This is a genomic window from Sabulibacter ruber (assembly GCF_017355955.1).
GTDB lineage: Bacteria > Bacteroidota > Bacteroidia > Cytophagales > Hymenobacteraceae > Nibribacter > Nibribacter ruber_A.
The window spans coordinates 362,293-381,636 of record NZ_JAFFID010000001.1 but is presented as its reverse complement, the minus strand read 5'-3'; the positions used below and the strand labels follow the sequence as shown (position 1 = coordinate 381,636).

Genomic DNA, 19,344 nt, shown 5'->3' with positions numbered 1-19,344 from the left:
GTACTTTACCGGTTTTTAGCCCCCTTTTTAGAAAAAGACCATAAACCGGTCGGCAAGATACTTCCGCCAGAAAAGCACGCGGGCAAGTAACTCCCTCGTAAAAACACGTATAAAAGGCACAACCAGAGAAAAGAAAAGTGCTTCCAGTTACGCTGTTAAATTCACTCAGGATCCTTACCCAGCCAGATGATTCCACCTGCGGACCCACCAGTTTGCACGCCGTCTACCAGTATTTCCAGGACATAGTGCCGCTGGAGCAGGTGATCTCAGAGGTGTCGTTTTTAGAGGAAGGAGGTACCCTGGCGGTGTTGCTGGGTTGCCACGCCTTACGCAGGGGGTACAAAGCCCGCATCTACACTTATAACCTGCACGTGTTTGATCCTACCTGGTTCAAGATGGGACGGGAAAAGATGATCCAGAACCTGCGTGAGCAGATGATCTATAAATCAGATGCCAAGCTGCACGTAGCTACCAATGCCTACATTGAGTTTCTGGAGCTGGGCGGGGAAATCCTGCACAAAGACCTGACTTTAAGCTTGCTGGATCAGTACTTCTCCAAAGGGATTCCGCTGCTGACCGGCCTCAGCGCTACCTACCTCTACAATTGCGCCCGTGAACGCATCAATGACCGGGGCGAGTCCATCTATGACGATGTGCGGGGCGAACCTTTGGGCCATTTTGTGGTGCTGGCCGGCTTTGACAACGAACAGGAAAAAGAACACGTGATTGTGGCAGATCCTTACCAGGAGAACCCATTGTTTGGAAACAACTATTACAACGTACCGGTTTCAAGGCTCATCAATGCCATCATGCTGGGCATAGTTACCTATGACGCCAACCTGCTGGCCATACAACCTCAGGGTATTAAAACAAATACAACAGAACAGACCAACCTTCATGCGCAAACTAGTAGTGGTCAATAATCCCAAGGATTGGGACCTTGATGTAGAAGATGTGGAAGTAGTAGACGCGCAGCGGTATCTCACCGATCCTGCCTACACAGAATTAAAAAGTGCCCGCATCTTTAACCTGTGCAGGTCTTACAAATACCAGAGCAGCGGCTATTACGTCTCGCTCCTGGCCGAAGCCAGAGGCCACCGGGCTATCCCCAACGTAACGACTATCCAGGACCTGAAGTCGCAGACCATTGTGCGGGCCATCACCGATGAGATCAACGAGACCATCCAGAAAAGCCTGCACAAGCTCAAGTCCAAGAACTTCACCCTCAGCATTTACTTTGGGCAGAACGTAGCCAAACAATACGAGAAACTGAGCAAGCAGCTGCATGACCTGTTCCAGGCGCCTCTGTTGCGGGCGCAGTTTGTCTACAACAAAGAATGGGTGCTGGAAAGCATCAACCCCATTCCGGTGAACGAAGTACCCGAGCATCACCTGAAAGACCTGTATAAGTTCGCGAAGGCCTACTTTGCCCGTAACCGCTTCTCCAACATCAGAACCAATAAGAAGATCTATGACCTGGCTATTCTGGTGAACCCCGCCGACAGTGATCCGCCCTCCAACGACAAGGCCATCCAGAACTTCATTGAGGCGGCAGAAGGGCTTGGTTTCTACACCGAACTCATCACCAAGGAAGATTACCGGCGGCTGTCCGAGTTTGATGCCTTGTTTATCCGGGAAACTACCTCGGTGAACCACCACACCTATCGGTTTGCCAGGAGGGCCCATGCCGATGGGCTGGTGGTGATTGATGACCCCATCTCCATTCTGCGGTGCACTAACAAAGTCTACCTGGCCGAACTGCTTACCAAAGCCAAGGTGAACATCCCCAAGAGCATGATCATCCACCGGGACAACTGCTGCAAAGTGGTGGAAGAACTGGGCCTGCCCTGCGTGCTGAAGAAACCGGATTCGTCTTTCTCGCAGGGCGTGGTGAAGGTCAAAACCCAGGAAGAGCTGGAGGAGAACCTCAAGGAAATGCTTTCTGAGTCTGACCTCATCATCGGGCAGGAGTTTAAACCCACAGACTTTGACTGGCGCATTGGCGTGCTGGACAAACAGCCGCTCTATGCCTGTAAGTATTTCATGGCCAAAGACCACTGGCAGATTTACAACTGGGACGGCAAGAAGAAAGACATCACCGGCGATTTTGAAACCGTACCGTTTGAGCAGGTGCCCTTCTTTGTGCTACACACCGCCCTGAAAGCCGCCAACCTCATTGGCGATGGCTTATACGGGGTAGACCTAAAGGAAATTGACGGTAAGGCCTACGTCATTGAGGTAAACGATAACCCTAACATTGACCACGGTGTGGAAGATAAAATCCTGAAAAAGGACTTGTACCACACCATCCTGAAGTCCATCAAGCGGCGCATTGACAACCAGAAGAAATTTGAGAACACATGAGCGGGCCCAAAAGATTAGGTTTGTTTGAAGGTTACGGCGTGGAAATGGAATACATGATTGTGGACCGGGATACGCTGGAAGTAAAGCCCATCTCAGATGAAGTCCTGAAAGCGGAGGCCGGTGAACTTACCTCTGACGTGGAGCGTGGTTCTATGGCCTGGTCTAATGAACTGGTGCTGCACGTGCTGGAACTGAAAACCAACGGACCGGCCCCTGAGCTTTCTTCCTTAGCCCTTAAATTTTACGGAGAGGTGAAGCGGGTGAATGCATTGCTGGCGCCTTTCAACGCCATGCTGCTGCCCACTGGTGCCCATCCGTTCATGAACCCTTACACCGAAACCAAACTTTGGCCCCACGAAGCCAGCGAGATCTACGAAGCCTACAACCGCATTTTCAATTGCCAAGGCCACGGCTGGTCTAACCTGCAGAGCACGCATTTGAACCTGCCTTTCAGCTCAGACGAGGAGTTTGGCAGGTTGCACTCGGTTATCAGGTTGGTGCTGCCGCTCATTCCAGCCTTAAGTGCCGCATCGCCGGTGTTAGACGGGAAAGTATCGGGTTTGCTGGACACCCGCCTGGAGGTGTACCGCACCAATCAGCAGAAACTGCCTTTTATTGCGGGGAAAGTAGTACCAGAGGCGGTGTTTTCCCAAGCTGAGTATGAGGCGCAGATTTTCCAGCCCATGTTCCGGTCCATAGCCCCCTATGACCCCGAAGGAGATTTGCAGGAAGAGTTCCTGAACTCCAGAGGCGCCATTGCGCGGTTCAGCCGGGGAGCCATTGAGATCAGGATTATTGATAACCAGGAATGTCCCTTGGCAGATATTGCTATTGTGGCGTTGGTGTCAGAAGTACTGAAGAAACTAGCGGCCAGAGAGTGGAGCACTTTTGAAGATCAGCAGAAAATGGACACCGATTACCTGGCCTCGGTTTTCCTGTCTTCTCTGAAAAACGGCCCCAAAACAGAAGTAGAAAATGCTGACTATTTGCGGTTGCTGGGCATCAGTCAGGAGAAAGCAAATTTGAAAGAAATATGGCAGCATCTCTGGCGGCAGGTTCAGGGAGAGGCTGTGTTTACTCCCACCATTTCCCAAGCCATTGAAACTATTGTTCAGCAGGGCAGTCTGGCGGAGCGGATTTTGCAGGCCCTGGGGCGGGAGCCCTCTTTGGAGAGAATCAAAGACGTGTACAGAAAGCTAGCCGATTGTCTGGCTCAGAACCAATTGTTTGTGCCATGAAAGATCCCCGCGTGAAAGTGCTGGTTACCTGTGAACACGGAGGAAACGAGATTCCCCCGGCGTACGCCTCCGCTTATGAGCAAGCGGAGCAGGTACTTTCCACGCACCGCGGGTATGACATTGGCGCCTTGGAGTTGTTCCACCAGTTTGCCGAATCCGCTGATTTCTCGCTCTACAGTACCACCAGCAGGTTGGTGGTTGAGTTGAACCGGTCTTTGCACCATCCCAATCTTTTCTCTGAATTCATGCACCCACTTTCTACTGCCCAGGCAGAGGAGGTACTTAACCATTTTTACTTTCCTTTCCGGGAAAAGGTAGAAAACCAGGTGGCAGAGTGGGTGCAGCAGGGTTTCTTTGTAATGCATGTATCGGTGCACAGTTTTACGCCTGAGCTGAATGGGAAGGTGCGCAAAGCCGACATCGGGCTGTTGTATGATCCCAAACGGGAACGCGAGCAGCTTTTTGCGGCCCGTTGGCGGCAGCAGATTCAGGTATTGAACCCCAGGTACAAAATCAGGTACAATTATCCTTACAAAGGTACCGCCGATGGATTTGTCACTTACCTCCGTCGGCACTTCACCAATGAGCAGTATGCCGGGCTAGAACTGGAGGTGAACCAGCGGTTTCCGGTAGCAGAGCAAGTGCAATGGCAGGAACTGCAAAAGGTTTTGATACAATCTTTTGTAAAAGCCCTTTAACCAAAATTTACAAAACGCAGTATATGTAGCAACACCCATATAAACCGGGTACCTGTTCTTTTACACCACCTAAACTATGAAAAAATGACTTGGATTATTGAGCTTCTTGTAAGTGCGGGAGTGATTCTGCTAATGGCCTACATTCTGCCTCAGGTAACTATCAAAAGCTTTGGCACCGCCCTTTGGGTGGCCGTTTTGATTGCAATCCTGAATGTGTTGATTGGATGGATCTTCACCGTGATCCTGAACCTGGTTACCCTGTTCCTCCTCAAATCAGTGGTGAGGTTGATTGTAACCGCCATCGTCATCAAAATTGCGGACAAACTGGTGCGCAACTTTGAGGTGAAAGGGTTCTGGCCCGCCTTGGTTATTGCGGTAGCCCTTGCAGTTGCCAGCTATTTCCTGGACCGCTCTAACGACGATGAACAACAGCAAATGTCAAGAGTTTCGCAGCCGGCTATGCAGCTATTGACTGTTTAAGCCTCTAAATTTCTGAATACAAAAACGGGAGCTTCTCTAAAGGAGGCTCCCGTTTTTAGTTTAGAATTGAAAAAGCAGCCTACAATCAAATGCTACGTGGCTCCTTGATTCAATAGTTCCTGTTCTTCTGGGGTAAAAAGCCGGGAATGGATCATGAACCGAAGCCCCAACGGAATCTCCAGTGAGAAACTGGAACCCCGGCCAGGAGTCACATCTAAAGTTAAGTGGGTATGTTTCCAGTATTCGTACTGGTCCCGGTGCATGTAGAAGTTGCAGCCCTCTACCTGGCCCAGCAGTACATCACTGTCTCCAATCCTGAATTCCCCATCTTCAAAACACATGGGCTGAGAACCATCACAACACCCGCCGCTCTGGTGGAACATGAGCGGGCCATGCTTCTGCTGAAGCCGGTGGATCAGTTCTTTGGCTGCCTGGGTTGCCTCTACTTTCTGTACTGCCATATAATTGGTGGTAGCACGTAGCGCGTATAATGTATCAAGACGGTGGTTAGATTAATCAGCTTAGCTTAATGAACTATGAGCTAGTAAGATAAGTGTACACTCTCTCCCTCGTGCTACCTGATACGCGCTACGTGTTACGTATTAAAAGAAGCCCAGCTTTTTCTTGTCGTAAGAAATGAGCATGTTCTTGGTTTGACGATAGTGATTGAGCATCATCTTGTGGGTCTCCCGCCCGAAGCCCGATTTCTTGTAGCCGCCAAACGGGGCGTGGGCAGGGTAGGCGTGGTAGCAGTTCACCCAAACCCGACCGGCTTCAATGGCTCTGGGAACCTGATAGATTTCATGGGCATCTCTGGTCCACAGACCGGCACCTAACCCGTACAGCGAATCATTGGCGATGGCAATTGCCTCGGCGGTGTCTTTAAAGGTAGTCACCGATACTACCGGCCCGAAGATCTCTTCCTGGAAGATACGCATGCTGTTAGTGCCCCTGAAAATGGTAGGTTGGATGTAGTAGCCGTTGTCCAGGTCGCCGCCCAGTTTAGCCGATCCGCCGCCGCACAGCACTTCGGCTCCTTCGTCTTTCCCGATGGCCATGTAGGAAAGGATTTTCTGGAACTGGTCGTTAGAGGCCTGAGCTCCCATCATAGTGTCATCGGCCAGAGGGTCACCCATTTTGATGGCTTTGGTACGCTCTACCACGCGCTCTATAAACCGGTCGTACACGCTTTCGTGCACCAGCAAACGCGACGGGCACGTACAGACTTCGCCCTGGTTCAAGGCAAACATCACGGCACCTTCCACGCACTTGTCAAAGAACTCATCATCGGCGTCGGCAATGCTGGGCATGAAGATGTTCGGGGATTTTCCGCCTAGTTCCATGGTTACCGGCACCAGGTTCTCAGAAGCATACTGCATGATCAGGCGGCCTGTGGTGGTCTCACCGGTAAAGGCCACTTTAGCTACGCGCGGCGAGGAGGCCAACGGCTTGCCTGCTTCTGGCCCAAAACCCGTAACCACGTTCAACACGCCGGCGGGCAGAATGCCCTGGATCAACTCCATCAGTACCATAATGCTGGTAGGCGTCTGCTCGGCGGGTTTCATTACCACGGTACAACCCGCCGCCAGAGCCGGGGCCATTTTCCAGGTGGCCATCAGCAGCGGGAAGTTCCAGGGAATAATCTGGCCTACCACGCCAATGGGTTCCTGCAGGTTGATGCTCACGGTGAACTCATCGTGCTCAGACATGGTGCTTTCATCGGCCCGGATTACCCCGGCGAAATAGCGGAAATGGTCAATGCACAGGGGAATATCGGCGGCGCGGGTCTCCCGGATGGCTTTACCGTTGTCAATGGTTTCTACCCGGGCCAGCAGTTCGGCATTCTCTTCTATGATCTGCGCGATGTCCAGCAGCAGTTTACTGCGGGTAGCCACCGAGGTCTTGGACCAGGTCTTAAAGGCTTTGTGCGCGGCGTCCAGGGCTTTGTCTATGTCTTCTTTGGTGCCCCGGGCGGCTTTGGTGAAAGGTTTGCCATCTATGGGCGAGATGTTGTCAAAGTACTCCCCGTTGGCGGGTTTCACCCATTCGCCACCAATGAAGTGCTCATATCTTTCTTTGAAGTTTGGTCGTTTGTTAGCAGAAGAGGCTTCCTGCACAAGATCTAAGGTTTCCATGGTGTTTGTTAGCGGTTTATTGGTTTGACATTTTATCAAAGTTTCTTCTTTAAACACCGGCACGCTTGACATATCGTCTAAAAATATGTACCTATGGTATCAATCGTACAAAAACCAGAGAAAGCAAACCCTATGGCAACACCCACGCACCTGCTTCAACCGGTTCCTTTGCACCATGAAAACAGCCTCTCTACGTTGGTTGAAAACCGATCGGCCTTTACCCTGGAGAACTGCGAACTGAACGTGTTTGAAACCCACCAACGCGCCGCGCGGGTGCCGCTGGTTTTTGACGATCTGGTGCTGACCAGCATGTTGCGCGGTAAAAAGGTGATGCACCTTTTTGACCAACCCGGATTTGAGTATTTGCCCGGCGAATCTGTGATAGTGCCGCCCAACGAGGTCATGACCATAGATTTCCCGGATGCCGATTGGCAGAACCCCACGCAATGTATTGCGCTGGCTATCTCCAAAGACCAAATCCAAGCCACGCTGAATCTCCTGAACGAGCATTTCCCTAAAGCCGAAACCGATCAGCAGTGGAACCTGGATCAACAGATGTTTCATTTGCTGCACACGCAGGAGCTCAATGACATCATCAACAGATTCATCAAAATCAGTCTGAACGAAACCTCCCGTGAGAAGGACCTGCTGGCAGAACTTGCGCTGAAGGAACTTCTCATCCGGCTCATGCAGACCCAGGCCCGCCAGTTCTTTCAGATTAATTACCTGAAACTCTCCAGCAGTAACCGGTTCGCGCATGTAATCCGCTACATTAAAGAAAACATAAGGGAAAAGCTGGACGTGGAGAAACTGAGCGAAAAAGCCTGCATGAGCCGAGCCAATTTCTTCCGTAAGTTCAAGGAGGAATTCGGGTTTGCTCCCGCAGATTTCATATTGAAAGAGCGCCTGAAGTTAGCCAAGGAATACCTCCGGCAACCCAGCAATTCCGTGACCCAGGTGTGCTACATGGCGGGTTTCCAGAACCTCCATTACTTTATAAGGGCCTTTAAGAAAGAGGTAGGGCTCACCCCTAAAGCATACCAGCAGAGCCTTGTTTTTGCCTAGCGTTTTAACCTTCTTTTTGTGAAAGTAGGCCTAAAACAAAGGAGCATACGCTTTATAAGCGAGCGTAAAACAGATTCTTCTCAATACCCTTGAGACAGATTCACCTGCCCAAGGATTTCCTCCCCGGCCAGAAAGCGTTTCAGGTTTGCCAGAAACCGGTCAATTTTGCGCTCCACTTCATTGGCTTGCCCGCCGCCGGTATGTTGCGTGAGCAGAACGTTCTCCATTTGCCACAAAGGGCTGTCCTGGGGCAAAGGTTCTGTTTCTGTCACGTCTAATACCGCTCCGGCTAAATGCCCTTCCTGCAGGGCGCTGATCAGGGCTTGTTCGTCGGTGGTGGTGCCCCGGCCCACATTGGCATAAATGCTTCCTTTCTTCATCTGCCGGATGAATTCTGCTGACACGTATTTCCCGGCATTGCCAGGCAACGTGTTCACTACAATATCAGCCTGGGGCAGACGCTGGAAGAGCTCTTCTTTGGAATGAATGTCTGCTTCTGGATTTTGCCGGGCCGTCATCTTTACCTGTGTTCCAAAACCTTCCAGTATCTTTTTGGTCGCTTTTCCAATAGTACCAGCGCCTAATACCAGAGCGGTTTTCTCGCTGAGCAGATCCAGGGTGAACCGCACTTTTTTGCCTTGCCAAGATTTTGCATCCTGCAACCTGAGCAGGGTGGGAAGCCCCCGGTAAAGCGCCAGAATTCCCGCTACCATGGTCTCGGCACACGCCATGGCAAAGAAATCGCCCATGTTGGCCACTTTTGCCGATAATTGCAGTTGCTGGTATTGTTCAAATCCCGCCGATTCTAATTGCCAGAACTTAAGCCCGGCAGGCGCACTATTGAACCAGTCGGCTGGTGGATTCCCAAAAAGCAGTTTGGCTTTGGAGAATGATTCTAGGCCATTTTCCTGAGTAGAAGGATTGTAGAAAAAAGGGACCAAACCTGAAGGAAGTTGCTTTGTAAGGTAAGCTTGTTGGTGTTGTTCCAGTTCAGAATAAATAAAGAGATGCATTCCGGTGGGGGTTACGTCTAGCTGCGCAAGGTACGCCCTTTCCTGTGACTTTGCGCTTTATACTAAGACGTAAGCCAAAGCCCTAGTGTTTAGTGTAAGTAATATCTCCTAGCTTTGCAGACCATTTCTCAAATGAGGAGTGTTCTGGTAAAAGAGCCTGAAATTTTGTCAGTACAGGTGCATCTAAAACTATTGCTATAGCATTTAGCATACCTAACTTGTTTACATGGAGGAATATGAAACAAACTTGTTTACTTACTAGTTAGTAAGTATGTTTGTGCGATATAATTTATGGCAACACGTACCGATACAAAAGAAAAGATCTTAGACTTGGCCGAAGCCCTTATGCGAGAGAAAGGATTTGGCGAGTTCAGCTATGCCCACCTTTCTTCTGAACTGAACATTAAGAATGCTGCCGTCCACTACCATTTTCCTTCTAAAGATGATTTGGGCAAAGCAATCATTGAGCGGGCTCTGCAAAGATTTATCACCTGGAGCCACCTGGATTCCATAAAAGAAATGCGCCCCAAAGAGAAACTAGCAGCCTTTATGGAGGTCTACTATAAACAAAATCTAGATTATTCTTTCCGGTTATGCCTCATTGGGAGTTCTGCTGCCGCATTTCCAGCCTTGCCCGAGAGAATGCAACAGGAAGTAAAGGGACTGGCCGAAACGATTCTGGGGTGGTTAGCGCAGGTTTTCGAGGAAGGGAGAGAAAAATGGGAACTGAACTTCAACGGATCAGCAAAGGCGATGGCCAGTGTCTTCATCAGCACCCTGGCCGGAGCCCTTCAGCTTTCCAGGATCGGCGGGAAAAGCTTTTACACCACCACGGTAGAGCAGCTCTGGAACCAACTTTTAGTTAAACATTAATCAAGCTTTTACAACTTACTTACTAATAAGTCATGCAATTAAAACGTGTGGTCATTACGGGAATGGGAGCCATTACGCCCATTGGAAACAATTTACAGGAGTACAAAGAGGGACTGTTCAGTGGCAAAAGTGGCGCAGACCTCATTACCCGTTTTGACACAACCAACTACAAAACCAAGTTCGCCTGCGAGGTAAAAGGCTTTGATCCATTAGCGCATTTTGACAAAAAATCGGCCCGCAAGATGGACCTCTTTGTGCAGTATGCCATGGTAGCCGCCGATGAAGCCATTGCGCATTCAGGCTTGCTGGATTCTGAAGTAAACAAGCAGCGCATTGGGGTGATCTGGTCAACCGGAATGGGAGGGATGATCTCTTTCCAGGAAGAAGTCCTGAACCTGGCTGCCACTAACATGGTCCCTCGCTTTAATCCGTTCTTCATCACCAAAATAATCGGGGATATCAGTTCCGGCATGATCTCCATCAAGCACAGGTTCATGGGCGTGAACTTTAACACGGTATCGGCTTGTGCTTCTTCCAGCCACGCCATCATTGATGCTTTCAACTACATCCGGTTGGGCAAAGCGGATGCCATTGTAACCGGCGGTTCTGAGGCGGTTGTAGCCGAAACCGGGATAGGGGGCTTCAGCGCCATCAAAGCTTTGTCGCAGAACAATGAATCTCCGGCTACTGCTTCCCGTCCGTTTGACCAAAGCCGGGATGGCTTTGTGATGGGAGAAGGGGCAGGAACCCTGGTGCTGGAGGAATTGGAGCATGCCCTGCGCAGGGGAGCCAACATCCTGGCCGAAGTAGTGGGAGGTGGGGTTAGCGCCGATGCCTACCACATCACGGCCACGCACCCCGAAGGAGCCGGCGCTCTGTTGGGTATGCAAGATGCCCTGAATGAGGCAGGTATCACCGCGGCAGACGTGGACTATCTGAATCCACATGCCACATCCACTCCGTTGGGCGACGAAAGTGAGGCCAAAGCCATAGAAAAACTATTCGGTACCGATTTTGGGAAGGTAGCCATCAGTGCCACTAAATCCATGACCGGCCACCTGTTAGGAGCCGCCGGAGCCGCGGAAGCCATTGCCTGTGTGTTGGCCATTCAGGAAAACAGAATTCCGCCTACCATCAACTGCGAAACCTTGGATCCGGAGATCAATCCCAACTTCCCGCTGGTGCGGCACCAAGCCATTGACAAACAAGTAGAGATTGCAATGAGCAACACCTTCGGGTTTGGCGGGCACAATGCCACGGTGGTTATGCGGAAGTTTAAAGGATAACCAATTGCATTTTGCGCCTCTTTTAGGAAAATCAGGTGTAAAATAGAAAAAGAGAGCGGCTTACTTCTAAGAGGAAGTGAGCCGCTCTCTTTATTTTAACTACGTTTAAAAGCTGATTCAATAAAAAGAGGTGCAAAACAGAATTACTCTTCGTCTTCATAGTAGAGCTTGTAGAATTTGCGCCCATCTTCGTCCACGCCTTTTTCAATCATGTCTTTGTTTCCGTGGATGTACACGTGGAAGTTCTTGTCCAGTTTGAGCACGCTCTTGAACACCCTTGCCTGCTTCTTCACCGCCTGGGGCGAAATGTCAAAGCTGTCTTCCAGCTCAATGTCATAGTTCTGGCGGTACTCAGTATCATAGTTCCGGAAAGATTCAATCAAATCGGGTTGGCCTAGGACTTCGGCCTCAAATTCTTCTTTGTCAAATCGCTCGTGCTTGTTGAAGTACTCCACTGATTTGTTCAGCAGCACAATCTGGTCGGTTTTGTCTACCTCAAATTCCTCGGTCATCCGCTCAGAGATGAACTCCTTGGCCAAGTTGAGCACGTGGTTGGTTTGGTGGAACTCGTTGTTGATCTGGGTTAGGCCAAGGAAATTCTCCCGCCAGTACTGGGCTTCCTCGCCACGGTTCTGGTTGTCAATAATGGCCACAATGAAGCCGTCCTCGGGTTGGGTATTGAAGATGATGCAGCCTTTGTCAAACTTGTTGGAGTCAATGCCCTCCAGGTACTCCATGGTGAAATCACGGTTCTTACGCGAAACATCAAAGTAGCCACTTTTCACCTCGGTTTTGAAAATGCCCACGGCTTCTACCACGCGCTCTTCAATCTCGCAGTTGATGAAATGCGCCACGTACAACTCGCCTGGTTTGATCTTGGGGTGGCTGGAGTTCTCAAACAAATGGCGGGCAATGTTGCGGGTGTTCTCGTGGAAAGCCTCTTTGTCAGCGAAGATGTTCTCGGCGTAGCTGTAGACTTCGTTGAACTGCAAGGAGGAGGGATGCGTGAATCTGAACCGCTCGTGCGCTTGGGTTAGCTTGGTTAAAAAGAATTTCTCCAGCTTTTCGGCAAGGCCATCGCCAAAGTCAAACTGGTTTTCTGAAAGTGTCAGTTTCTGCTCCAGTCCTTTGTTGCCCACGTGGTGAATGGAAAGATTGGTCAGGGAAGCGGTATCAAATTTCATGGCAGCAGCTTTGCAAAGGAAAGTTTATAAGTAAAGAAGCAGCAAAAATACAGAAACTGTGGCATCTGCTACCGTGCAGAGAGTTCAAAGCAATAATTTGTTGGAGCGTTTTGCGGCTCTTTTAGGAAAAAGAAACCAAAAACAGCCGATATCCAAAGTCAGAAACAAGGCAGGAGAGAGGCAACCCAAGCTTTATTAGTCTTATAAGTGAACCCATGGACTATTGCGCTTTGGCAACTATGCACTAACTTTCTGGGTCTAAAACCTGTTTTCCCTTGAAATCTGCTCTGGTTACCTCAGGATATGTATTCCTGGCTTTTATCTGTCTGGTATTACTTTATTTCCTGGCCTCTTTTGTGCTGTCCCGTTTAAGTGTGGCTCCAGAGCCGAACACCAAAAAAGAAGTTTCCATTTACATCCTGACCAACGGAGTTCATACGGATCTGGTAGTGCCGGTAAAGAACGATGTCTATGATTGGAGACTTTATGTTAAATATGAGCATACGCTCGCCAAAGACTCCACCAACAGGTTTGTCGCCTTCGGGTGGGGCGATAAAGGGTTCTACCTGGAAACGCCCACCTGGGCAGACCTGAAGGTGAGTACCGCTTTCAAGGCAGTATCGGGCTTAAGTTCTTCGGCCATCCATGCTACTTTTTACAAGAGTTTACGCGAAGGCGAGGCTTGCCGGAAGATTGACATGAGCCGTGAGCAATACGGAAGACTGGTAAAGTTTATCCAACGCAGGTTTGATCTGGATGAAAACGGGAATACCATCTTTATAAAGACCACTGCCAACTACGGAGAAGATGATGCTTTTTACGAAGCGAAAGGGAGCTACAATCTTTTTTATACCTGTAACACGTGGGCCAATGAGGGATTGAAAGCCTGCGGACAGAAAGCATGTGTCTGGACACCATTTTACAACGGAATATTTTACCACTATAAAAAGTAAGCTGCGGATGAATGCTAAGCCAGTTTTGAATCTTTCATTGCAAGCAGTAGAAATAAAGCTTTTATTCGCCTACTTAACATATAATAAGCTATAAGTCTTATTAAACTGTCTTTTACAATTTGCCATATAATTTATATTATGTTAAGTAATATATAGAATAGATCACTGGGCAAGTAAATAAGGCCTCTTCTATTACCTTCATCCATGGTTCTGTAAAACTTACCAACCCTAAAATCAGTAGCTATAAACATACATTAACTTCTGTAATCTTATGGCTACACAGACATCCTTTGATGAACTTTTAAATACAAAACAGAAAAAGCTGGCTTTCTTTCAGAACCTGATTCTGGTAGCGGTGGCCGATAACTACCTGGACAGACAGGAAAGCGATTTTCTGGTGAACATTGGCCGACGGCTCGGGCTTACTGAAGAAGATACTACTCCTATTGCCGATAATTTACCTTTGCTTTCCTTTATCATTCCGGATGAAGGTTTGCAAAAAACGATGGAGCTCCAGACATTGGTGATGATGGTTCTGCAGGACGGGAATATTGACAATAATGAGTACAACCTTTGCCTTGAATACGCCCGCCGCATTGGCTACAGCAAAGACACCTTGGATGAATTTATTAATGAGCTAAGCAAGTCTTGAAATTCAATCCAAAAGTACCAACCCTGTTTTTAACCTACATTCTCTTCTAAACTTAAAAAGCGCTCCTTCTATAAGAGCGCTTTTTTAGTTAACATAATTATTATCCTAAGTTGATTAGGTTTATCTACTGTTCTGGGTTAAAGAACTGAATAGCTTTTCTACTCCCTCAGAGATTCTCTCCTGTACTTTCTCGTTTTTGGTTGGAACCACAGATTCTGCTTCGGCGCTCCACACCAAGGCATTTTGGGCTCTGTCTACCAGGTGAACAGATAAGGTTCCTTCTTTGTAGCGGCCTACTTCCACTTCTCTGGATTTCCAGGTATATCTTCTCTGGCCCATGTAAAAAGGCGGATCGGTCCGGATATCGGTTTGCCGGGTCTGCCGTTTCTCCATGACCACTACCCCAAGATTCACCTCAAGATCTGGGTTTGCAGAACTCTGAGTTAAACCCCGCTGCTGGAGTTGTCTGGCAATTTCGGTTTTCAGGGCAGAAACGTATTCTGGAGGAATTGGAATGCTGGCAGTATCTGAGCCTGTATTCACCTCCATAAACCCGAAGGTTTTATATGAAGCCAGGTTGAAGTTTGGGGCTGCCTCTGTATTCACCACCCGTACCGAACTACAGGCAGCCAGAACGCAAACCAAAAGAATCAAACTGTTAAAAATCAGCTTATAGTTCATCTTTCTCATTCAAGTTTGTACTGCTTCTGTGTACTGAATTGAGAAAGTTTGGTTTACCTGTATACTTACACCCCTTATTGATGGCTGCTTGAATCCAGTTCCGCTTCCAGGCCCTTCACCATCAATCTGGCTGTTGAGGTGTTGGTGGCCAAAGCTACATTGTGTAAGTCGCAAAGGCGCATGAGCATTTGCACGTCTGGTTCATGGGGGTGCTTGCCCAAAGGATCTCTGAAGAAGATGACCGCTTTCAATTTGCCCTCTGCTACCATAGAAGCGATCTGGGCGTCCCCTCCTTTCGGACCCGAGAGCAGTTTCTTTACTTTCAATCCGGTCTGTTCCACAAATTGGCCGGTTGTGCCGGTGGCTACCAGTTTTGAATTCTGGAAGAGTTTTGAGTGGTCTTTCACAAAGGCAATCATTTCAGCTTTTTTCCCGTCATGGGCAATGATAGCGATTCCTTTCTCTGTAGGCATAGCAATTGTTTTTTATTCAAGCTAAAGCTAATGGATTTTATACATCGGATGCTATACGTACATGAATTTTAGGCAGAAAAGTTGACCCATAAAAAAAGGGGCCTTTTAAGCCCCTTTTTCTTAAATCATTGGAAAACTACAGTTGCTGCAGCAAAGTGTCCATGCGCTTGGCATCAGCTTGTCTGTCCAAAGCAGTATAAACTTTCAACAGAGACTGCACGGTAGTACGGTCTTTTGGCTGAGCTTTCAGAGCAGCTTCAAAGTGAGGCAGTGCCTGGGCGAAGAATTTCTTGGCTTCGGCCTGAACAGCTTTACCGCTCTTCTGATATTCAGCAAGGCTCATTTTGTTTGCCTTGTTGTTCAGGTTAGCACCTTTGTTGAAGTAGAACACCCCAAGGTTGTATTGAGCGTCAAAGTTATTTGGATCCAGTTCCGCAGCTTTTTTGTAGGCGGCTAGGGCGTCATCGGCTTTTTTCAGACGCTCTAGCATGTTACCACGCACGGTGTACAAGTTAGCGTTGTTAGGATCTGCCTGGATAGCGGCATCCAATTTCGCCATGCTTTCTTTCTCTCTACCAGACTTCAGGTAAAGATCCAGCTCCTGCAACATGAAGTTGCGGTCGTTAGGATATTTGGCACGGGCTTTCTCCAGGATAGCCAGTGTTTCCTGATCGTTTTTCTCTACGTTGCTGGAAATGTACAGCAATTGGTTGAACACCGTAGGAGAAGCCAGGTTCTTGTCTACCAATTGGTTGTACAGTTTCTTAGCGCTGGCGTAGTCTTCAGCCCCGGCAGCAGCATAAGCGGCGTAGATATAAGCCGTGGTATCCTCTGGCTTATACGTGATGGCCTGCATGTATGCTTTCTGAGCATCCGCGAACTTTTTGTTGTTGTAGTGCTCTACCCCTTCGTTCAAAGCAAACGCATACATGTTGCTTTGCAGCGCTTCTTTCCGTTTGTTGGCCTCCTCGGTAAACTCTTTCTTTTTAGCGGTAGACTCCAGTTCAACGGTTTTGTTGAAAGCCTCAAACGCTTGTCTGGAAGCATCTGCCGGATCTACGGTTTTCCCGTAAATTGGGTGAGTAGACATATCCTGGTAGATCACACCTTTGTAATACCAGGCCTTTGCGTTGCCTTTGGTTTTCTCGTGCACAACGGCTTTGTCAATCTCTTCTTTGGCCTTGTCAAGCGTACCTTTTTGCTGGTACATGATGGCACTGGTTACGGCAGAGGTCTGTGCAAACGCCACTTGCATGGAGATTGCCGCTGCTGCTGTTAAAAGAAACTTTTTCATTGCTTTCTTTTTTGGGTTATGGTTGTTTGTGTTTTACTAAAAGAATTAAAGATATAAGCGAAATTAGTTCTCACTTATTGTCTCTGGATCAATAAGGTCTGAAGGGTTCAACGCTTCGTCTACCGGAAGTTCAGATTCATTCAAAATCACTTCCGTCTTATCTTCCACCTCTATCTTCGCTACTGAGGAAATTTCATCTCCCTCGTTCAATCTAATTAGTCTCACCCCTTGTGACACCCTACCAATTACTCTGAGATCGGCCACGCGCAGGCGGATGGTGATACCAGATCTGTTGATGATCATGAGGTCATCTGAGTCCAGAACACCCATGATCGCTACTAAGTGCCCGGTTTTCTCGGTAATGTTCAGAGTCTTCACCCCTTTACCACCGCGGTTAGTAATACGGTATTCTTCCAAAGCAGATCTCTTCCCGAAACCTTTTTCAGATACTACCAGCAGGTTGGTGTCTGGGTTATGTACACAAACCATACCAACTACTTTATCGTCATCGCCGGCAAGGGTTACGCCACGTACTCCGGCAGCCGTACGGCCCATGGTACGCACCTTTTCTTCGTTGAAACGGACGGCTCTACCAGAACGCAGCGCAATGATGATGTCATTGGCGCCATTGGTCAGCTGCACATCTAACAGACGGTCGCCCTCGTTGATGGTGATGGCCTGGATACCGGCGGCTCTTGGTCTTGAATATGCCTCCAGCGGAGTTTTCTTGATGGTTCCCTGCTCTGTACAGAACACCAGGTAGTTGTTCAGCACGTAGTCGGGATTCTTGAGGCCATGTACGTTGATTACCGCCCGTACCTTATCCTCTTTCTCAATGTTGATGAGGTTCTGGATGGCGCGACCTTTGGTGGTCTTCCCTCCTTCAGGAACTTCGTACACCTTGAGCCAGAATACTTTACCGGACTCGGTGAAGATGAGCAGGTAGTTGTGGGTGCTGGCAATGAACAAGTGCTCGGTAAAGTCGTCTTGTTTGGCCGATGCGCCTCTGGACCCAACCCCACCACGGCTTTGGCTGCGGTACTCGGTCAACGGAGTGCGTTTCACGTATCCTTCGTGCGAAATGGTGATCACCATGTTCTCATCCGGGATCATGTCCTCTAGAGAGATATCGCTGGAAACCATTTCTATAGCCGTACGACGCTCATCACCATAGCGGTCTCTGAGGTCAGTCAACTCTTGCTTGATGATATTCATCCGAAGACCTTCATCGGCCAGCACCTGGGTCAGGTAATCAATCTGTTGCTTGATCTCGTCGTATTCCTTCACAATCTTGTCACGCTCCAGACCGGTCAGGCGCTGCAAACGCATGTCCAGAATAGCTCTGGCCTGAATGTCTGATAAGCTGAAGCGCTCAATCAACCCGGTTCGGGCAATCTCAGGATCACGCGAAGAACGAATCAGGTTAATTACCTCATCCAGGTTGTCCAGCGCAATCAGCAAACCTTCCAGAATGTGGGCGCGCTTACGGGCTTCTTCCAGTTCAAACTCGGTTCTGCGGATCACCACTTCATGCCGGTGGTCCACAAAGTGCTTGATGAGGTCTTTCAGGTTCAGGGTCATCGGACGACCCGCTACCAGCGCCACGTTGTTCACCCCGAAGGAAGACTGCAGTTGGGTGTATTTGAACAGGTTGTTCAATACCACGTTTGGTACGGCATCACGCTTCAGGTCATACACAATGCGCAAGCCCTCGCGGTCAGACTCATCACGCAGGTCAGAAATTCCCTCGATTTTCTTCTCGTTGATGAGCGCAGCGGTTTTCTCAATCATGGCGGCTTTGTTCACCATGTAAGGAATCTCGGTGACAATGATCTGGTCCTTGCCTGATTTGGAAGTCTCAATCACTGCTTTAGCCCGTACGATTACCCGACCACGGCCGGTTTCAAAGGCTGATTTCACGCCATCGTACCCGTAAATGATACCACCGGTTGGAAAATCCGGAGCGGTGATATGCTTCATGAGCTCTGCTACGGTGATCTCGTGGTCATCAATGTAAGCAATGATGCCGTTCACCACTTCGGTAAGGTTGTGCGGGGCCATGTTGGTGGCCATCCCCACGGCAATACCAGAAGTTCCGTTTACCAGCAGATTTGGGAGTTTTGCCGGGAAAACGCTGGGTTCTTTAAGAGAGTCGTCAAAGTTGGGAACAAAGTCAACGGTATTCTTCTCCAGATCGGCCAGCAACTCATCGGCAATTCTCTTCAGGCGAGCCTCGGTGTAACGCATAGCCGCCGGAGAGTCACCGTCAATGGAACCGAAGTTCCCTTGCCCGTCTACCAAAGGGTAACGCAGAGACCAGGGCTGAGCCATCCGCACCATGGTTTCGTACACAGAGCTGTCTCCGTGCGGGTGGTATTTCCCTAAAACCTCCCCAACAATCCTGGCGGACTTTTTATATGCTTTATTATAGGAAACCCCTAATTCAGACATCCCATACAACACTCTGCGGTGCACTGGCTTTAAACCATCGCGCACATCAGGAAGCGCCCGGGAGATAATAACGGACATTGAGTAATCAATGTACGCTCCCCGCATTTCGTCTTCAATGTTTATGGGGATAATCCGCTCGTTTTCTGCCATTTTACTTCAATAGAGCTTAAAAATTTGTACTTTTTATAAGCCTGCAATTTACGCAGAAAGATAGTGAAATACTAATTTTTACCCTTCTTCCGGCTGCTCTTCCCAGACATTTCCTGCTGCATTTCTTTTGAAGGTTTAGGCAGCTTCTCTCCTATTCTTGGGTTCTGCTTTTTGTACCAGGGCATGCCCCTATATTCTCCTTCGCCATGCCGGTGCACCATACGGGTTTGGCAGGATTTAATGGGGCAACGGGGTCTGCAGGAAAGCGCGAGGCTGGTAGAAAAAACAATTAAAAGCAAGTAAACGCCTGTCTTCAGAAATGACATCATAGAAGGGAATCAGATTATTGTTCTC

18 protein-coding genes are annotated in these 19,344 nt (G+C 48.9%); 10 read left to right on the top strand and 8 right to left on the bottom strand.

Annotation, left to right across the window (positions count from 1 at the left end; genetic code table 11):
- Window positions 1-137: 137 nt before the first annotated feature.
- From JT719_RS01610 to JT719_RS01590, 5 genes are all read left to right on the top strand, one after another.
- Window positions 138-923, top strand: a complete 786-nt coding sequence (locus JT719_RS01610) for a cysteine peptidase family C39 domain-containing protein (RefSeq protein WP_341350729.1) — start codon at window positions 138-140, stop codon at window positions 921-923.
- Window positions 898-2,364, top strand: coding sequence for a RimK family protein (locus tag JT719_RS01605; RefSeq protein WP_207430426.1), 1,467 nt, complete (start codon window positions 898-900; stop codon window positions 2,362-2,364). Before JT719_RS01610 ends, JT719_RS01605 begins: the two co-directional genes overlap by 26 nt.
- A complete protein-coding gene (locus tag JT719_RS01600) occupies window positions 2,361-3,602 on the top strand; it encodes a carboxylate-amine ligase (RefSeq protein WP_207430424.1) in 1,242 nt (413 codons plus the stop codon). The genes JT719_RS01605 and JT719_RS01600 overlap by 4 nt, the downstream gene beginning before the upstream one ends.
- The gene (locus JT719_RS01595) at window positions 3,599-4,300 is read left to right on the top strand and encodes an N-formylglutamate amidohydrolase (protein ID WP_207430422.1); all 702 of its coding nucleotides are present in this window, start codon (window positions 3,599-3,601) and stop codon (window positions 4,298-4,300) included. Before JT719_RS01600 ends, JT719_RS01595 begins: the two co-directional genes overlap by 4 nt.
- Window positions 4,301-4,384: 84 nt before the next feature.
- A complete protein-coding gene (locus JT719_RS01590; protein WP_207430420.1) occupies window positions 4,385-4,780 on the top strand; it encodes a phage holin family protein in 396 nt (131 codons plus the stop codon).
- 92 nt (window positions 4,781-4,872) lie between these two features.
- Here JT719_RS01590 and JT719_RS01585 read toward each other — a convergent pair whose 3' ends face one another.
- The gene (locus JT719_RS01585) at window positions 4,873-5,241 is read right to left on the bottom strand and encodes a DUF779 domain-containing protein (protein ID WP_207430418.1); all 369 of its coding nucleotides are present in this window, start codon (window positions 5,239-5,241) and stop codon (window positions 4,873-4,875) included.
- Window positions 5,242-5,382: 141 nt separating this feature from the next.
- Window positions 5,383-6,915, bottom strand: coding sequence for an aldehyde dehydrogenase family protein (locus JT719_RS01580; protein ID WP_207430416.1), 1,533 nt, complete (start codon window positions 6,913-6,915; stop codon window positions 5,383-5,385).
- A 132-nt stretch (window positions 6,916-7,047) separates the two neighbouring features.
- On the opposite strand from JT719_RS01580, the gene JT719_RS01575 reads away from it, so the two are divergent.
- Window positions 7,048-7,980: an AraC family transcriptional regulator gene (locus JT719_RS01575; protein ID WP_207430414.1), complete on the top strand. Its 933-nt coding sequence runs from the start codon at window positions 7,048-7,050 to the stop codon at window positions 7,978-7,980.
- Window positions 7,981-8,060: 80 nt separating this feature from the next.
- Here JT719_RS01575 and JT719_RS01570 read toward each other — a convergent pair whose 3' ends face one another.
- The gene (locus JT719_RS01570; RefSeq protein ID WP_207430412.1) at window positions 8,061-8,993 is read right to left on the bottom strand and encodes a D-2-hydroxyacid dehydrogenase; all 933 of its coding nucleotides are present in this window, start codon (window positions 8,991-8,993) and stop codon (window positions 8,061-8,063) included.
- Between the two features lie 291 nt (window positions 8,994-9,284).
- On the opposite strand from JT719_RS01570, the gene JT719_RS01565 reads away from it, so the two are divergent.
- Both JT719_RS01565 and fabF read left to right on the top strand, forming a co-directional pair.
- Complete coding sequence (locus JT719_RS01565) at window positions 9,285-9,866, top strand: TetR/AcrR family transcriptional regulator (RefSeq protein WP_207430410.1); 582 nt, start codon at window positions 9,285-9,287, stop codon at window positions 9,864-9,866.
- Between the two features lie 32 nt (window positions 9,867-9,898).
- Complete coding sequence (gene fabF, locus JT719_RS01560; protein ID WP_207430408.1) at window positions 9,899-11,152, top strand: beta-ketoacyl-ACP synthase II; 1,254 nt, start codon at window positions 9,899-9,901, stop codon at window positions 11,150-11,152.
- Window positions 11,153-11,295: 143 nt separating this feature from the next.
- Here the strand turns inward: fabF and JT719_RS01555 are convergent, their stop codons facing one another.
- Window positions 11,296-12,336, bottom strand: a complete 1,041-nt coding sequence (locus JT719_RS01555; protein WP_207430406.1) for a nucleoid-associated protein — start codon at window positions 12,334-12,336, stop codon at window positions 11,296-11,298.
- Between the two features lie 275 nt (window positions 12,337-12,611).
- On the opposite strand from JT719_RS01555, the gene JT719_RS01550 reads away from it, so the two are divergent.
- Both JT719_RS01550 and JT719_RS01545 read left to right on the top strand, forming a co-directional pair.
- Window positions 12,612-13,289 (top strand): TIGR02117 family protein, encoded by a 678-nt coding sequence (locus JT719_RS01550; RefSeq protein ID WP_207430404.1) that lies wholly within the window; start codon window positions 12,612-12,614, stop codon window positions 13,287-13,289.
- 271 nt (window positions 13,290-13,560) lie between these two features.
- Window positions 13,561-13,941, top strand: coding sequence for a hypothetical protein (locus JT719_RS01545; protein ID WP_207430401.1), 381 nt, complete (start codon window positions 13,561-13,563; stop codon window positions 13,939-13,941).
- A 120-nt stretch (window positions 13,942-14,061) separates the two neighbouring features.
- On the opposite strand, the gene JT719_RS01540 is transcribed toward JT719_RS01545, so the two are convergent.
- The 4 genes from JT719_RS01540 to gyrA all read right to left on the bottom strand — a co-directional run bounded on the left by JT719_RS01540 (window position 14,062) and on the right by gyrA (window position 18,990).
- Window positions 14,062-14,622, bottom strand: coding sequence for a DUF4136 domain-containing protein (locus JT719_RS01540; RefSeq protein WP_207433210.1), 561 nt, complete (start codon window positions 14,620-14,622; stop codon window positions 14,062-14,064).
- 74 nt (window positions 14,623-14,696) lie between these two features.
- Window positions 14,697-15,095 carry a methylglyoxal synthase gene (locus JT719_RS01535; RefSeq protein ID WP_207430400.1) on the bottom strand — a complete coding sequence of 133 codons (399 nt, stop codon included), beginning with the start codon at window positions 15,093-15,095 and terminating at the stop codon, window positions 14,697-14,699.
- A 136-nt stretch (window positions 15,096-15,231) separates the two neighbouring features.
- Window positions 15,232-16,389 carry a tetratricopeptide repeat protein gene (locus JT719_RS01530; protein ID WP_207430398.1) on the bottom strand — a complete coding sequence of 386 codons (1,158 nt, stop codon included), beginning with the start codon at window positions 16,387-16,389 and terminating at the stop codon, window positions 15,232-15,234.
- Between the two features lie 63 nt (window positions 16,390-16,452).
- Window positions 16,453-18,990 (bottom strand): DNA gyrase subunit A, encoded by a 2,538-nt coding sequence (gene gyrA / locus JT719_RS01525; RefSeq protein ID WP_207430396.1) that lies wholly within the window; start codon window positions 18,988-18,990, stop codon window positions 16,453-16,455.
- Window positions 18,991-19,344 lie beyond the last annotated feature (354 nt).

What these genes read in the sequence shown, in the direction of transcription:
- JT719_RS01605 (WP_207430426.1), top strand. Translation starts at nt 898, where the DNA reads ATGCGCAAACTAGTAGTGGTCAATAATCCCAAGGATTGGGACCTTGAT.
- JT719_RS01600 (WP_207430424.1), top strand. Translation starts at nt 2,361, where the DNA reads ATGAGCGGGCCCAAAAGATTAGGTTTGTTTGAAGGTTACGGCGTGGAA.
- JT719_RS01595 (WP_207430422.1), top strand. Translation starts at nt 3,599, where the DNA reads ATGAAAGATCCCCGCGTGAAAGTGCTGGTTACCTGTGAACACGGAGGA.
- JT719_RS01590 (WP_207430420.1), top strand. Translation starts at nt 4,385, where the DNA reads ATGACTTGGATTATTGAGCTTCTTGTAAGTGCGGGAGTGATTCTGCTA.
- JT719_RS01585 (WP_207430418.1), bottom strand. Translation starts at nt 5,241, where the DNA reads ATGGCAGTACAGAAAGTAGAGGCAACCCAGGCAGCCAAAGAACTGATC.
- JT719_RS01580 (WP_207430416.1), bottom strand. Translation starts at nt 6,915, where the DNA reads ATGGAAACCTTAGATCTTGTGCAGGAAGCCTCTTCTGCTAACAAACGA.
- JT719_RS01575 (WP_207430414.1), top strand. Translation starts at nt 7,048, where the DNA reads ATGGCAACACCCACGCACCTGCTTCAACCGGTTCCTTTGCACCATGAA.
- JT719_RS01570 (WP_207430412.1), bottom strand. Translation starts at nt 8,993, where the DNA reads ATGCATCTCTTTATTTATTCTGAACTGGAACAACACCAACAAGCTTAC.
- JT719_RS01565 (WP_207430410.1), top strand. Translation starts at nt 9,285, where the DNA reads ATGGCAACACGTACCGATACAAAAGAAAAGATCTTAGACTTGGCCGAA.
- fabF (WP_207430408.1), top strand. Translation starts at nt 9,899, where the DNA reads ATGCAATTAAAACGTGTGGTCATTACGGGAATGGGAGCCATTACGCCC.
- JT719_RS01555 (WP_207430406.1), bottom strand. Translation starts at nt 12,336, where the DNA reads ATGAAATTTGATACCGCTTCCCTGACCAATCTTTCCATTCACCACGTG.
- JT719_RS01545 (WP_207430401.1), top strand. Translation starts at nt 13,561, where the DNA reads ATGGCTACACAGACATCCTTTGATGAACTTTTAAATACAAAACAGAAA.
- JT719_RS01540 (WP_207433210.1), bottom strand. Translation starts at nt 14,622, where the DNA reads ATGAACTATAAGCTGATTTTTAACAGTTTGATTCTTTTGGTTTGCGTT.
- JT719_RS01535 (WP_207430400.1), bottom strand. Translation starts at nt 15,095, where the DNA reads ATGCCTACAGAGAAAGGAATCGCTATCATTGCCCATGACGGGAAAAAA.
- JT719_RS01530 (WP_207430398.1), bottom strand. Translation starts at nt 16,389, where the DNA reads ATGAAAAAGTTTCTTTTAACAGCAGCAGCGGCAATCTCCATGCAAGTG.
- gyrA (WP_207430396.1), bottom strand. Translation starts at nt 18,990, where the DNA reads ATGGCAGAAAACGAGCGGATTATCCCCATAAACATTGAAGACGAAATG.